Source organism: Chryseobacterium sp. GQ58, from assembly GCF_059758895.1.
In genome coordinates, this window is record NZ_JCAXEH010000002.1 from 328421 (window position 1) to 341698 (window position 13278).

13 protein-coding genes and 3 tRNA genes are annotated in these 13278 nt (G+C 33.3%); 11 read left to right on the plus strand and 5 right to left on the minus strand.

Translation table 11 applies throughout. From position 1 onward, the window contains the following. Positions 1-63 precede the first annotated feature (63 nt). The 7 genes from AC6CHK_RS05610 to AC6CHK_RS05640 all read left to right on the plus strand — a co-directional run bounded on the left by AC6CHK_RS05610 (position 64) and on the right by AC6CHK_RS05640 (position 8725). A complete protein-coding gene (locus tag AC6CHK_RS05610; RefSeq protein WP_498094353.1) occupies positions 64-1950 on the plus strand; it encodes a DNA topoisomerase IV subunit B in 1887 nt (628 codons plus the stop codon). A gap of 48 nt (positions 1951-1998) precedes the next feature. Continuing rightward, on the plus strand, positions 1999-2445 hold the full coding sequence (locus AC6CHK_RS05615; protein ID WP_498094355.1) for a hypothetical protein: 447 nt from the start codon (positions 1999-2001) through the stop codon (positions 2443-2445). Positions 2446-2453: 8 nt separating this feature from the next. Then, positions 2454-5042: a DNA gyrase/topoisomerase IV subunit A gene (locus AC6CHK_RS05620; RefSeq protein WP_498094356.1), complete on the plus strand. Its 2589-nt coding sequence runs from the start codon at positions 2454-2456 to the stop codon at positions 5040-5042. A 13-nt stretch (positions 5043-5055) separates the two neighbouring features. Next, positions 5056-5709 (plus strand): rhomboid family intramembrane serine protease, encoded by a 654-nt coding sequence (locus AC6CHK_RS05625; protein ID WP_498094358.1) that lies wholly within the window; start codon positions 5056-5058, stop codon positions 5707-5709. 33 nt (positions 5710-5742) lie between these two features. Beyond that, positions 5743-6846, plus strand: coding sequence for a helix-turn-helix domain-containing protein (locus tag AC6CHK_RS05630; RefSeq protein WP_498094359.1), 1104 nt, complete (start codon positions 5743-5745; stop codon positions 6844-6846). 131 nt (positions 6847-6977) lie between these two features. Beyond that, a complete protein-coding gene (locus AC6CHK_RS05635) occupies positions 6978-7763 on the plus strand; it encodes an SDR family NAD(P)-dependent oxidoreductase (protein WP_498094360.1) in 786 nt (261 codons plus the stop codon). Beyond that, complete coding sequence (locus tag AC6CHK_RS05640; protein ID WP_498094361.1) at positions 7760-8725, plus strand: NAD-dependent epimerase/dehydratase family protein; 966 nt, start codon at positions 7760-7762, stop codon at positions 8723-8725. The genes AC6CHK_RS05635 and AC6CHK_RS05640 overlap by 4 nt, the downstream gene beginning before the upstream one ends. A 1-nt stretch (position 8726) precedes the next feature. On the opposite strand, the gene AC6CHK_RS05645 is transcribed toward AC6CHK_RS05640, so the two are convergent. From AC6CHK_RS05645 to AC6CHK_RS05660, 4 genes are all read right to left on the minus strand, one after another. Beyond that, positions 8727-9083, minus strand: coding sequence for a DUF4180 domain-containing protein (locus AC6CHK_RS05645; RefSeq protein WP_498094362.1), 357 nt, complete (start codon positions 9081-9083; stop codon positions 8727-8729). A gap of 4 nt (positions 9084-9087) precedes the next feature. Continuing rightward, positions 9088-9996, minus strand: a complete 909-nt coding sequence (gene prmC / locus AC6CHK_RS05650; protein ID WP_498094364.1) for a peptide chain release factor N(5)-glutamine methyltransferase — start codon at positions 9994-9996, stop codon at positions 9088-9090. Further along, positions 9996-10754 carry a peroxide stress protein YaaA gene (yaaA, locus tag AC6CHK_RS05655; protein WP_498094366.1) on the minus strand — a complete coding sequence of 253 codons (759 nt, stop codon included), beginning with the start codon at positions 10752-10754 and terminating at the stop codon, positions 9996-9998. Before yaaA ends, prmC begins: the two co-directional genes overlap by 1 nt. An 84-nt stretch (positions 10755-10838) precedes the next feature. Further along, positions 10839-11450, minus strand: coding sequence for an L-threonylcarbamoyladenylate synthase (locus tag AC6CHK_RS05660; protein ID WP_498094368.1), 612 nt, complete (start codon positions 11448-11450; stop codon positions 10839-10841). Between the two features lie 100 nt (positions 11451-11550). Between AC6CHK_RS05660 and AC6CHK_RS05665 the strand changes: the two genes are divergently transcribed. The 3 genes from AC6CHK_RS05665 to AC6CHK_RS05675 all read left to right on the plus strand — a co-directional run bounded on the left by AC6CHK_RS05665 (position 11551) and on the right by AC6CHK_RS05675 (position 11845). Continuing rightward, a tRNA-Met gene (locus AC6CHK_RS05665) sits at positions 11551-11623 on the plus strand. A gap of 37 nt (positions 11624-11660) precedes the next feature. Continuing rightward, positions 11661-11733, plus strand: a tRNA-Met gene (locus AC6CHK_RS05670). A gap of 36 nt (positions 11734-11769) precedes the next feature. Further along, a tRNA-Met gene (locus AC6CHK_RS05675) sits at positions 11770-11845 on the plus strand. A gap of 166 nt (positions 11846-12011) precedes the next feature. Here the strand turns inward: AC6CHK_RS05675 and AC6CHK_RS05680 are convergent. Beyond that, positions 12012-12581, minus strand: a complete 570-nt coding sequence (locus AC6CHK_RS05680) for a hypothetical protein (RefSeq protein WP_498094370.1) — start codon at positions 12579-12581, stop codon at positions 12012-12014. A gap of 331 nt (positions 12582-12912) precedes the next feature. Between AC6CHK_RS05680 and AC6CHK_RS05685 the strand changes: the two genes are divergently transcribed. Further along, positions 12913-13278 (plus strand): BlaI/MecI/CopY family transcriptional regulator, encoded by a 366-nt coding sequence (locus AC6CHK_RS05685; RefSeq protein WP_498094372.1) that lies wholly within the window; start codon positions 12913-12915, stop codon positions 13276-13278.

Sequence of the window (13278 nt, forward strand, 5' to 3'; positions counted from 1 at the left end):
ATAATGAAATATTCGGATATTTTTGTTCAATTTCGTACTTTTGTATGTTTGCTGAAATTACATATGTCACAAGAAATAAATCCGATCTATTCCGAAGATAATATCAGAACCCTCGATTGGCAGGAGCATATTCGTTTGCGCCCCGGTATGTACATCGGGAAGCTGGGCGATGGCTCGTCTGCGGATGATGGTATTTACATTTTGCTGAAAGAGATTCTTGATAACTCGATTGACGAGTTCAGGATGAAGTCCGGCAAAAGAATTGAAATAAAAGTTGATGACGGAAAAGTAACGATTCGTGATTTCGGTCGTGGAATTCCGTTGGGAAAAGTGGTTGATGCGGTCTCAAAAATGAACACCGGAGGTAAATACGACAGCAAAGCCTTCAAAAAATCTGTTGGTCTGAATGGTGTCGGTACAAAAGCGGTAAATGCGCTTTCAGATTTTTTCCGTGTAAGATCTTTTCGTGACGGTAAGATGAAAATTGCTGAGTTTTCGAGAGGAATTATCACTGAAGATTTTGAAGAAAAAGAAACGTCCGACCGCAACGGAACGGAGATTTCTTTTATTCCCGATGCAGAAATTTTCCTTCACTTCAAATACAGAAAAGAATATATCGAAAGGATGCTGCGTAACTACGCTTATCTGAATCCCGGATTAAAAATTCTTTTTAACGGAGAAACTTTTTTTTCTGAAAACGGACTTAAAGATTTGTTGGATGAAGAGCTGGAAAATGAAACGCTTTATCCGATTGTTCACCTGAAAGGCGATGATATTGAAGTTGCCATCACCCATACCGATAAATCTCAGACTGAAACTTATTTTTCATTCGTAAACGGACAAAATACAACGCAGGGTGGAACGCATTTGAATGCTTTCCGTGAAGCGTATGTGAAAACAATCCGTGAGTTTTTTAATAAAAATTTTGATGCTTCCGATGTCCGGAAATCTATTGTTGCTGCCGTTTCAATTAATGTTGAGGAGCCTGTTTTTGAATCTCAAACTAAAACTAAGCTTGGTTCTAGCGATATGGGACCAAACGGACCGACGGTAAGAGCTTTTATCATTGATTTCTTAAAAAGTAAATTAGATAATTTTTTACATAAAAACCCTGAAATCGCCGAAGCAATTCAACGGAAAATCCTGATCTCGGAAAGAGAAAGAAAGGAACTTTCAGGAATCCAGAAGCTAGCTAGGGAAAGAGCCAAAAAGGTTTCTCTTCACAATAAAAAGCTTCGTGATTGCAGACAGCATTACAACGATCAAAAAGCGGAAAGAAAAGCTGAAACCCAGATTTTTATTACCGAGGGAGATTCTGCATCAGGATCGATCACAAAATCAAGAGATGTAGAAACGCAAGCCGTGTTTTCTTTAAAAGGTAAACCGCTGAACTGCTATGGTTTAACAAAGAAAGTGGTGTATGAAAATGAAGAATTTAACCTTCTTCAGGCTGCTTTGAATATTGAAGAAAGCATGGAAGACCTGAGATACAATCAAGTCATAATTGCTACCGATGCCGATGTTGACGGGATGCACATTCGACTGTTGATGATTACGTTTTTTCTTCAGTTTTTCCCTGATGTGATAAAGAATGGGCATTTGTTTATTCTTCAGACACCTTTGTTTAGGGTAAGAAATAAAAAAGAAACCAGATATTGCTATTCTGAGCAGGAAAGAATAAAAGCTTTAAATGAATTGGGGAAAAACCCGGAAATCACACGATTTAAAGGTTTGGGTGAAATTTCACCTGATGAATTTAAGAACTTTATAGGAAATGATATTCGCCTGGAGCCTGTAGTGATCGGAAAAGATCAGACTATTGAGCAGCTTCTTGAGTTTTATATGGGAAAAAACACACCCGACAGACAAGTTTTTATTCTTGAAAACCTTGTTGTGGAGGATTCTAATATTGAGAAAAAAGAAATTTTACGCGAAGCAGAAGAAGTATAAATAAACAAATATTCATTAATGCGAATAAATAACCGTAAAAAAATTTCTTTGTATAATTTTATACATACATGGCTTTTAATGTTTTTATTGATAGGAATTTTAGGTTTTTTGGTAGAAGAGCTTAAATTTAATGTTTTAGGAGTTGAAAGTTACTTAATGGTTTTGGTGCCTGCCGTTTTATTGGTGCTTTTTTATCTTACCGGAAGACAGATTTTTGAATATGACAGTGAAGGCGAGGCTGTACACTTTAGAAACAGGAATATTGTTCCTTTTTTGCAGAATCCGCTAAGTGATGAGTTTCCAAAGTATAAATTGATCAGTTATGAAACGGTAAGTATTCTTTTTATAAGAAAGCTTTACATTACCATTTCAAGTAAAAATAACGGACGTACATTACTAAAATATGAAATTTCTTTTTTGACAAAAAACCAAGTAAAAAATTTGGAAAATTCCCTTAATAATATAATAAAAGCTAATAAAGAGAAAAGATATTAAGAAAACAGATGATAGAAGAAAACTCTCACGAAGGCGAAAGCTTAAAAAAAGTTTCAGGACTATATAAAGACTGGTTTCTGGATTATGCCTCTTATGTAATTCTAGATAGAGCTATTCCCTCTGTTTATGATGGTTTCAAGCCTGTTCAGCGAAGAATTATGCATTCGATGCGCGAGCTGGAAGACGGGCGTTATAATAAAGTGGCCAATATTGTCGGGAATACAATGAAATATCACCCTCACGGTGATGCTTCCATTACAGATGCAATGGTGGGAATCGGGCAAAGAGAGCTTTTAATCGATACTCAGGGAAACTGGGGAAATATTTATACAGGCGATTCTGCAGCCGCTGCAAGATATATTGAAGCGAGATTGACGCCTTTTGCACTGGAAGTTGTTTTTAATCCTAAAACCACAATTTGGTCCAAATCTTATGACGGCAGAAACAACGAGCCTGTAGATTTACCTGTAAAGTTTCCTTTGCTTTTAGCACAAGGTGTTGAAGGAATTGGGGTGGGGCTTTCCACGAAGATTCTTCCGCACAATTTCAATGAATTAATCAACGCTTCTGTTGCGTATCTTAAAGGTAAAAAGTTTGAACTTTATCCGGATTTCTTAACGGCAGGTTTTCTTGATGTTTCAGAATATAATGACGGCCACAGAGGCGGAAAAGTAAGAGCAAGAGCCAAAATTTCTCAGGTTGACAAGCATACTTTGATGATTTCTGAGCTCCCTTTTTCAAAAAATACAGGCGATTTGATCGATTCTATCATTAAAGCCAACGAAAAAGGTAAAATTAAAATTAAAAAAATTGAAGATAATACTTCAGATAAAGTTGAGATCCTGATTTACCTTCACAACGAGGTTTCTCCGGATAAAACGATCGATGCTTTATATGCATTTACAGATTGTCAAGTGACGATTTCGCCCAATGCTTGTGTAATTGTCGGCGACAAACCAATGTTTCTTAATGTTTCCGAAATTTTAAGAATGAATACCGATCATACGGTTTCATTGCTTAAAAAAGAATTGGAAATAGAGCTTGAGGAATTGCAGGAAAGCTGGCATTTTTCTTCATTGGAAAGAATTTTTATTGAAAACAGAATTTATCACGATATTGAAGAGGTAAAAAGCTGGGAAGAAGTTCTGAAAACAATCGATGAAGGATTAAAACCTCATACCGCACATCTTTTAAGAGAAGTTACACAGGAAGATATTCTGAAATTAACGGAAATAAGAATTAAAAGAATTTCAAGGTTTGATTTAGATAAGTTTAAAGAAAATATTGCTGCTCTTGAAGGTAAAATTGAACAGGTGAGAAATCATTTGGCCAATCTGATTACTTATGCCATCGACTATTATTTAAATATCCAGAAAAAATACGGAAAAGGTAAAGAAAGAAAAACCGAATTAAGGATTTTTGACACCATTGATGCTACAAAAGTAGCCGTTGCCAACGAAAAATTCTATGCCAATTTTGAAGAAGGTTTTATCGGAACTTCGCTTAAAAAAGACCAATATTTATTCGACTGTTCAGATATTGACGATATTATTACATTCAGAAAAGACGGAAGCATGAAAGTGGTAAAAGTGGAAGCCAAAACTTTTATCGGAAAAGACATTCAACATGTTGCGATCTGGAAGAAAAATGATAAAAGAACGGTCTACAATATGATCTACCGCGAAGGTAGGGAAGGTCCTTTTTATATGAAACGTTTTTCGGTAACCGGAGTGACAAGAAATACAGATTATCCTTTGGCTTCGGATAAAAAAGGCTCGGAAATGCTTTATTTTTCGGCCAATCCAAACGGTGAGGCGGAAGTGGTGAATGTACTTTTAAAACCAAATCCGAGAATCAGAAAGAATAAAATGGAAGTCGATTTTTCTGAATTAGCCATTAAAGGACGCGATTCTAAAGGAAATCTGGTCACCAAATATTCGGTGAAAAAAGTTGATCTGAAGGAAGAAGGCGTTTCTACTTTGGCACCGCGAAAAATCTGGTTTGATGATACGGTGAGAAGACTGAATGCCGATGCAAGAGGAACTTTATTGGGAAGCTTTAAAGGTGATGATAAAATCTTAACGATCAATTCGCAAGGCGAGGCAAAATTGGTAAGTTTTGATTTAGGAAACCGTTTTGATGATGAATATATCGTTCTCGAAAAATGGAGACCCAATCAGCCAATTACCTGTATTTATTATGATGGCGAAAAAGAAATTTATTTTATTAAAAGATTTTTGCTCGAAAATAATACCAATCCGCAAACCTTTATGCCTTCGGAGCATCCGAAATCTTTTATAGAAAGAATTATTGTATCAAACGGCTCAACCGCCGAAATTGTTTTTGCAAAAGATAAAGGAAAAGAGCGCGATGCTGAAACAATAAATATTGATGATTTTATCGCTGTAAAAGGGATTAAGGCTATCGGAAATCAATTTACAAAATTTAAAGTAAAAAATATCAATATCACAATTCCTGAACCTGAAGAAGAAGAACCGGAAGTCTACGAAGAACCCGAACAAAACGAAAGTGTGGATGATGAAGGTGAAGGAGGCGTAATCGGAGATTTGTTTGAAGACGGAGATATTGAAAATTAGAATTAAAAAAAATATGAATATTTTAATCATAATTATTGCAATAACTGCTATTACCAGTTTTATAGCTTTTAATAATCAGGTTATTTTTGAAAAATACAAATTTAATGTAGGAGCAATCCGCAATAGAAAAGAATATATTAGATTGCTTTCTGCCGGTTTTTTACATGCAGATATTATGCATTTGCTGTTTAATATGATGACGCTGTATTTTTTCGGACCTGTTATCTTAAACGGATTTGGAATTCTAGGTTTTATCATTATTTATTTTGGATCTATTTTGCTGGGAAATATCTTTTCGTTATTTATTTATCAAAAGCAGCCTTGGTATTCGGCGATTGGTGCGAGTGGAGGAGTTTCAGGGGTTTTATTTGCAGCAATTGCAATGATGCCTCAGCTGGAGCTTTATCTGTTTTTTATACCAATTCCAATTCCCGGGTTTATATTTGGAGTTTTATATTTTGGATATTCTGTTTATATGATGTTGAATCCTAAACAATGGGACAATTTGGGACATGCTGCACATTTGGGCGGAGCATTTTTTGGATTGGTTTATGCAATTGTCAATCAACCCGAACGAGCTTTAGAAAATTCATTATATATTGGCATTATGGCTTTACCGCTTTTATATTTATCATACGAAATATTTATAAAGAAGAAAATAGGCTAAATATCAATCAATATTTACTAAAAATCAAAACCAATGCACAAAGAATTAAACAGTTTCATTGTTATATTTATTTATTGTTCATTGGTTTTGCTTTCTTTTCTGAAATTAACAAATCCACTAAATGTCAACAAAAAGCCAAATCTATGGTTTGGTATCTTTCTTTTTTTATGGTCAACATTTTGGATTGATGAAATAGTCGTCTTGATTACTCATACGGAAATTAAGATTCATCCTGTACTTTTAATCCGTTTTATACAGTTTTTCACTCCGATTGTATTTTATTTAAGTGTTTTATTTTACACAAATCCTTCTTTTAAGTTTAAGATTACAGATTCTAAATACTTAATTCTCCCTTTGATATTCTTAATCAATATTTTGTTGTTAAGTTTTGGGAATTTTCAGAATACATTTGTTCTCGAAATCATTATGATAAGTTTGATTCTTTTTCAGGCTTTATTTTATACAGGACTTTCTTATTTTACGATTAGGAAGCATCAGAAAAAGATTCAGAATTTCTCTTCCAATACAGAAGGTATCAATTTAAATTGGTTAGAATATATCATTTTTACGATCTTCATTGTGAGTATTATATTTGTTATTTATAATCTTTTCTATGATTCTACTTCGCTGAATGTTTTTATTAATATTATCTTTTTGGCTGTCATTTATTTTGTTGCTTATTATTCTCTTAAACAAAAAGAAATTTATCCTTTAGAAGAAAAGCAGCGTGAAGAATTGATTTCAATTTCTGAAAATGAAACTGAAGAATTGAAAAGAAAATTGATTCCTGATGAAGAATTACAAAAAATCAAAAACCTTTTGGAAAAGATCATGGAAACTCAAAAACCGTATTTGGATAGTGAACTTAATCTGATCAAGCTTTCTGAGTTGGCTTCCGTATCCACGCATCATCTGTCTTATGTGATCAATGCAGGCTTTCAAAAAAACTTTTTCCAGTATGTAAATGAATATCGAATTGAGCATGCTAAAAAACTTTTGAAAGACAACACATCAAAGCTTTCAATACTCGGTATTGCTTATGAATCCGGCTTCAATTCCAAAACATCATTCAACACTACTTTCAAAAAGTTTACTAATATTACTCCTTCTGAATTCAAAATAAGTTCGGATTTATAAAGCTTTACTTTTTTTAATTATAAGTTGTTGATTTTTAATTGTTTATTGATTCGTGGGAAATAAGTTCGGTCGGATAGTTCAGAACATCAGCAAGCCAATCAACCTTTAGTTTTGTAACATAAATTTTATTTATGAATACAACAGAATCATATGCAGTCGTGACAGGAGCAAGCCGGGGCTTAGGAAAAGCTTTTGCCGAAAACCTGGCTAAAAAGAAAATAAATGTAATCCTCATAAGTCTTCCTGATCAAAATTTAAAAGAACTAAGCCTACAAATTGCTGAAACTTATCATGTAAAAACGCATTATTATGAAGTTGATCTTTCTGTATATGATAATGTTTTGAAATTGACAGATTGGATTAATGGCTTTTTTGATATTCATATTTTAATTAATAATGCTGGCTTAGGCGGAACAAAAAAATTTACGCAGGCTACATCCGAATATATCAATACAATTTTACAGGTAAATGTCGCGGCAACTTCGCTTATTACTCATCAATTGCTTCCAAATTTATTAAAACAGCCACAAGCTTACATATTGAATGTTTCGAGTATGGCTGCATTTTCTCCTATTGGTTTCAAAACCGTTTATCCCGCTTCAAAAACCTTTATCCATTCATTTTCAAGAGGCTTATACGAAGAACTGAAGCATACCAATGTTTTCGTAAGTGTTGTAAATCCTGGCGCAATGAAAACAAATATAGATGTGTGCAAAAGAATTGAAAAACAAGGATTTCTGGGCAGATTAACGCTTTTAGATCCTGATAAAGTTGCGATGTATTGTATTGATCAGCTGTTTAAAAAAGATACGGTAATCATGGTAAATCCTATAAGTTGGATGGTCATGAAAATGTTACCAATCTGGATTAAACTTCCGTTGATGACCAATGCAGTCAGAAAAGAAATAGAAGCATGAAAAAAATTTTTGTGACCGGAATTACCGGATTTTTAGGAACTAATGTTGTCGTCAAATTATTAGAAAATGGTTATTTTGTTATTGCTTTGGTGCGTAAGAAAAGTAGTTATTATGGTAAAGAAAATGAAAACCTGAAGCTTATTGAAGGCGATTTGTTTTCTGATGTTTTATCATATTTAAAAGATGTTGATTACGTTATTCATATTGCGGCGGAAACACGTCAGAATCTGGTTTCTTATCAGGATTATAAAAAAATAAATTGCGACGCAACGATTAATTTGTTTTCACAGGCGGTTGAAGCAAATGTTGAAAAGTTTTTGTTTGTAAGTACTGCAAATACTTTGGGATTTGGATGTCTGAAAGAATTGGGAGACGAAAATACATTGCAAAAGAAACCTTTTAGCCAATCTTTTTACGCTAAAAGTAAGCTTGAAGCGGAGAATTATCTTTTAGAAAATAATAAAACAACGGATGTTGTTATTTTAAATCCTACTTTCATGCTTGGTCGTTATGATTATAAGCCGAGCTCTGGGAAAATCATACTTTTAGCATGGAAAAAGAAACTTGTTTTTTACCCAAGCGGCGGGAAAAATTTTGTGCATGTTGAAGATGCAGCCAATGGAATTCTTAATGCAATAAGGAAAGGCAAAAATGGTGAGAAATATCTTTTGGCAAACGAAAATTTAAAATATTTAGATTTTTTTAAAGAACTAAATAAAATCACAAATCAAAAAACTGTTTTATTGCCAATCCCTGATGCAATATTATTTATTTTTGGGCTTTTCGGGGATTTTTTAAGAGCACTGAAAATTAAAACAAACATAAGTTCATGCAATATGAAAATCCTAAGAATTGAAAATTATTATTCCAATGAAAAATCTGTTAAAGAATTAAATATGAAATATTTACCAACAGAAAAAGCCATTGAAGATGCGGTAGAATTCTTTAAAAATAAAAATTAAATTACGCCAGTTTTTCCAAAGCTTCGGCCAGATTTTCGACAAAATTGATGTGCTTCGTTTTGTTGCTTTCAAAAATAAAATCCTTAATGCTTTTGCTTTCAAATTTGTCAAAATCTCCTATAATCGCCAGACGAACTCTGTAATTGGAAAATTTTTGGAGAATTTCTCCCGCTAATTTATTCTTTAAATCAAAAAATTCCGGAGTGATATTTCGTTCATAAATAATCACTTTATCAAAACCCTGATAATAGATATTTCCGAGCAGGTCAAGTCCATCTTCAGCAGATTTGATCAACATTTCGGCGGAAATTACTTCTGCTATTTCTGTGTTTTTTAGTTGATGAGCTTTTATTTCCATTAAATTATTTTTTTCCGAAAATAAAACGGTCATTTTCAGATAAATCTTTTATTAAATGAGCTTCAGAAAAATATTCTTTATATAATTCTAAAGTTTCTTTGCCTAATTTCTGATTGATCTCTAAAAACAAAAGTCCGTTTTCATTTAAATACTTTTTTGAATCTTCCGCAATTTTTCTGTAAAACATTAAGGCATCAGAAGTTGGTGAAAAAAGTGCCATTTTAGGCTCAAATTCTTTCACCGAATCTGCAATTTCAGCCTCTTCCTCGATCCCGATATAAGGCGGATTTGAAATAATTATATCGTACTTTTCATTCAGTTCAAAATTCAAATAATCTCCATGAATAAAATTGATATCAAGCTGATGAAATTCTGCATTTTTTCGAGCAACTTTCAAAGCTTTTTCAGAAAAATCGATTGAAGAAACTTCTGCTTCAGGAAAATGTTTCTTTAAAACCAAAGGAATGATTCCGCTTCCGGTTCCGATGTCTAATATTTTAATTTTTCTAGGTGTCATTCCGAGGAACGAGGAATCTTGAGATTCTTCATTACACTGCGTTTCATTCAGAATGACAAAGTGTTTGTTTATTTTATTGATTGTCATTTCAAGCAGTTCTTCCGTTTCGGGACGTGGAATCAAAACATTTTCATTCACGAAAAAAGACATTCCGTAAAATTCTGTTTCGCCTAAAATATGCTGATAAGGTTTGCCTGTTTTTAATTCCGAAACGATTTGCAGGAATTTATTTATATTCTCAACAGACAATTCCAAGTCTGAAAATTGTCGTTGCTGAAAGTTATTTAATGCTAAGATATCTTCAGCGAAAATCTGAAATATAAAAGCACTTTCAGATTCTGTGTAAATTTCTGAAAGTGAATCTGAAAAATGCGTTTTAAGTTGTGATAACGTCATTATCTTGTAAAAACCAATCTGGTGTCGGTCGATTTTTCCTCATCAATTCTGTAGCCTTCGTAGTTGAACGCTTTTACATCATTTAAAGTTTTAGCATTGGTTTCGGCGCAGAATCTTACCATCATTCCCCGCGCATGTTTTGTGTAGACAACAATTGTTTTTAGTTTTCCGTCTTTCAATTCGTAAAAATCAAAATCGATTACTTTATGATTAAATTTTTTTCTGTCAATCACTTTTCCGTATTCGTTGCTGGCTAAATGAAGAAGGATTTCGTTCTTTTTCATTTCCGAATTGAGCCGATCTGTGATTTTTTCTCTCCAGAATTCATAAAGATTTTTGTATTCATCAAATTCAAAATGGCGGCCCATTTCCAGTCTGTAAAGCATTATTTTATCAGAAGGTTTCAGCAAACCATACAATCCGGAAAGTATTCTGTAATTTTTCTGCAAATAATCTACTGCTTTTTTGTCCAGAGTTTTTGCGTCCAATCCTCTGTAAACTTCGCCGGTGAAAGCAAATAGCGCAGGAGCAGAATCTTTTGAAGTTGGTTTTGATTTCCAATTTTGGTTTCTTTCCCAGTTTTCGTCTGCCAGTTTTGGCGAAATTTCCATCAATTCTGAAAGATATTTTGGAGATTTATGTTTTAAAAATGATTGTATATATTCTGCATCATCAATGAATTTTGGCGTTGTGCTTCTCAACAAATCGGTTGAGTTTTCTACATTCATCAGTTTCGCAGGAGATGTTATGATTTTCATTTAATTTTAATAGCTGATAGTTGATAGTTTTGAGGCAAGCTTAAAGCTTAACTCATAATTCATAACTTATAATTCATAACTCGATTAAACTTCCCCTTTTCCTTGTCTTATTATTTCAGGTTTCCCGGAAGTAAGATCTACAATGGTAGAAGCGATATTGTCACCATAACCGGAATCAATCACAATATCAACTAAATGATCGTATTTTTCAGCAATTAATTCAGGATCTGTAGAATATTCGATAATCTCATCATCATCTTTGATCGAAGTAGACGCGATAGGATGGCCCAATTTTTCCACAATCAGTTGTGGTATTGAATGATCTGGCACACGGATACCGATTGTTTTGTGATTCTTATAAGCTAAAGGTAAACTTTTATTGGCCTCAAGAATAAATGTATAAGGACCTGGAAGATGGCTTTTCAAAAATCTGAAAACAGAAGTGTCAATAGGTCTTGTAAAATCTGAAAGATGGCTGAGATCATTACAAATTATAGAAAACTGAGCTTTTTCCAGTTTGAGTTTTTTGATCTGAGCTAATTTTTCCATGGCTTTAATATCAAAAATATTACAGCCCAATGCATAAACAGTATCAGACGGATAAATAATAAGTCCGCCATTATTCAGGGTTTTAATCACCTCGTTGATAAGGTTTTCCTGAGGATTTTCCGGATAAATTCTTAGTATTTTTGCCATAAAACAAAGATACAAATAATTTATATTGTCTTTGTAAAAGCTTTATTTAAAAGAAAAACTTGCTATTTAAGATTATATTCGTATATTTGCAATCCAATATCGCGGGGTAGAGCAGTAGGTAGCTCGTCGGGCTCATAACCCGGAGGTCGCACGTTCGAGTCGTGTCCCCGCTACTAAGTTTACACTTTCGGTAAGTGTCTAAAAATACATCGCGGGATGGAGCAGTAGGTAGCTCGTCGGGCTCATAACCCGAAGGTCATCGGTTCGAGTCCGGTTCCCGCTACTAAGTTAACGTTCGGTAGACGTTCAAAAAATATACCGCGGGGTAGAGCAGTAGGTAGCTCGTCGGGCTCATAACCCGGAGGTCGCACGTTCGAGTCGTGTCCCCGCTACCAACAGGAGAATCAGAAATGGTTCTCCTTTTTTGTGCTATATACAACGAGGCATTGACTTTGGAATCAAATTCTTTTATGACTTAAATCTTTAAGAAGTATTATACTTTAGGAATAACCCAATTATTTAACAATAAAAAAATTCCGCTTTACAAAGCGGAATTCAATATTAGTTGGCTAAAGCATCAAAACTTTGGAGCTTAAAATCATCGGCGTTCAGCTGATCAAAATAAGATGATCTGTTGTTACCTTTTATTTTTTTCACAGCACCTGCAGCACCAACAAAATCTTTATCAATTTTAGTGGCAATTTCTGTAGGATTAAAATCTTTTGTGATACTATCGTCAGTTACTCCTAAATAGCCGTTTTTCTTTGTAATATAAGTAATATAATTATCGTAAATACCCAAAGTATCTTTAAAAAACTGCGTATGATAATTCATACATTTTGATGCTTTTTTTGATGTCTTTAAGGCACAGTTTGCCATATTTCCTTTATAAAGTTCAAATTCCTGAGCTACGGTTTCATATTCTTTTTTCAAAGCTATTTTACCATTGCTTAGAATGGTGTTATCATTTTGCGATTCGCTGACTTTTTTTAGATGTTCCAAAACCATCGGAACTGTTTTTTCGATTTTCGATTTTGCTTCTGTAACAGAGCCAAATACAGATGATGTTTGTGCCGATGTTACGTTAAAAATAAGTAATAATAGGACAACTAATAAATTATATCTTTTCATGAGAAATTTTTAAAGCACTAAAATAAATATATTTTCTCGGTTTAGACAAATACATTTTAATTTTATTTAATAAATTTTAACAAGTTTTAAGGAATTCTTTCTTTTATTCGACTATTGATGCTGATTTTTCAGCCTTTAATCATTGATGTTTTAAAGTTTAACAAATTTTAACTTAAATTAATGTATTGATTTTCAATTACTTGTGTTATTTATTGTTTTATCACTAAAAAATAGTTGTGGAATTAAGTTTAATTTCTACATTTGTATAACTAATTTATTAGTGATATGAAATAATTACATTTTATATCCGAACAATAAAAATGAAAGCGGTATGAAAATTCAGACTTTAACAAAAGCGGAAGAACAGGTGATGCAGTATTTATGGAAACTGGAGAAAGGATTTCTTAAAGATATCTTAGATTTATTTCCTGAACCCAAACCGCATACAAATACTGTTTCAACTATTTTGAAAGTGTTGAAAGACAAAGAATTTGTAGATTATAGTGTATACGGAAGGCAGCATGAATATTTTCCGATGATCTCAAAAGAGCAGTATTCGGGGAAAACCATGAAAAGTCTTGTGAAAAACTATTTCAAAGGCTCATACAAAAGCGCCGTTTCGTTTCTTGTAGAAAAAAACGAAATGACCGTTGAAGATCTTGAAATGCTATTAAACGAACTCAAAAAGAAAAACTAA

Coding starts and splice junctions, on each gene's coding strand:
- AC6CHK_RS05680 (WP_498094370.1), bottom strand. CDS start 12,581: ATGAAAAGATATAATTTATTAGTTGTCCTATTATTACTTATTTTTAAC.
- AC6CHK_RS05635 (WP_498094360.1), top strand. CDS start 6,978: ATGAATACAACAGAATCATATGCAGTCGTGACAGGAGCAAGCCGGGGC.
- AC6CHK_RS05625 (WP_498094358.1), top strand. CDS start 5,056: ATGAATATTTTAATCATAATTATTGCAATAACTGCTATTACCAGTTTT.
- AC6CHK_RS05630 (WP_498094359.1), top strand. CDS start 5,743: ATGCACAAAGAATTAAACAGTTTCATTGTTATATTTATTTATTGTTCA.
- AC6CHK_RS05660 (WP_498094368.1), bottom strand. CDS start 11,450: ATGGCAAAAATACTAAGAATTTATCCGGAAAATCCTCAGGAAAACCTT.
- AC6CHK_RS05685 (WP_498094372.1), top strand. CDS start 12,913: ATGAAAATTCAGACTTTAACAAAAGCGGAAGAACAGGTGATGCAGTAT.
- AC6CHK_RS05610 (WP_498094353.1), top strand. CDS start 64: ATGTCACAAGAAATAAATCCGATCTATTCCGAAGATAATATCAGAACC.
- AC6CHK_RS05645 (WP_498094362.1), bottom strand. CDS start 9,083: ATGGAAATAAAAGCTCATCAACTAAAAAACACAGAAATAGCAGAAGTA.
- yaaA (WP_498094366.1), bottom strand. CDS start 10,754: ATGAAAATCATAACATCTCCTGCGAAACTGATGAATGTAGAAAACTCA.
- AC6CHK_RS05640 (WP_498094361.1), top strand. CDS start 7,760: ATGAAAAAAATTTTTGTGACCGGAATTACCGGATTTTTAGGAACTAAT.
- AC6CHK_RS05620 (WP_498094356.1), top strand. CDS start 2,454: ATGATAGAAGAAAACTCTCACGAAGGCGAAAGCTTAAAAAAAGTTTCA.
- prmC (WP_498094364.1), bottom strand. CDS start 9,996: ATGACGTTATCACAACTTAAAACGCATTTTTCAGATTCACTTTCAGAA.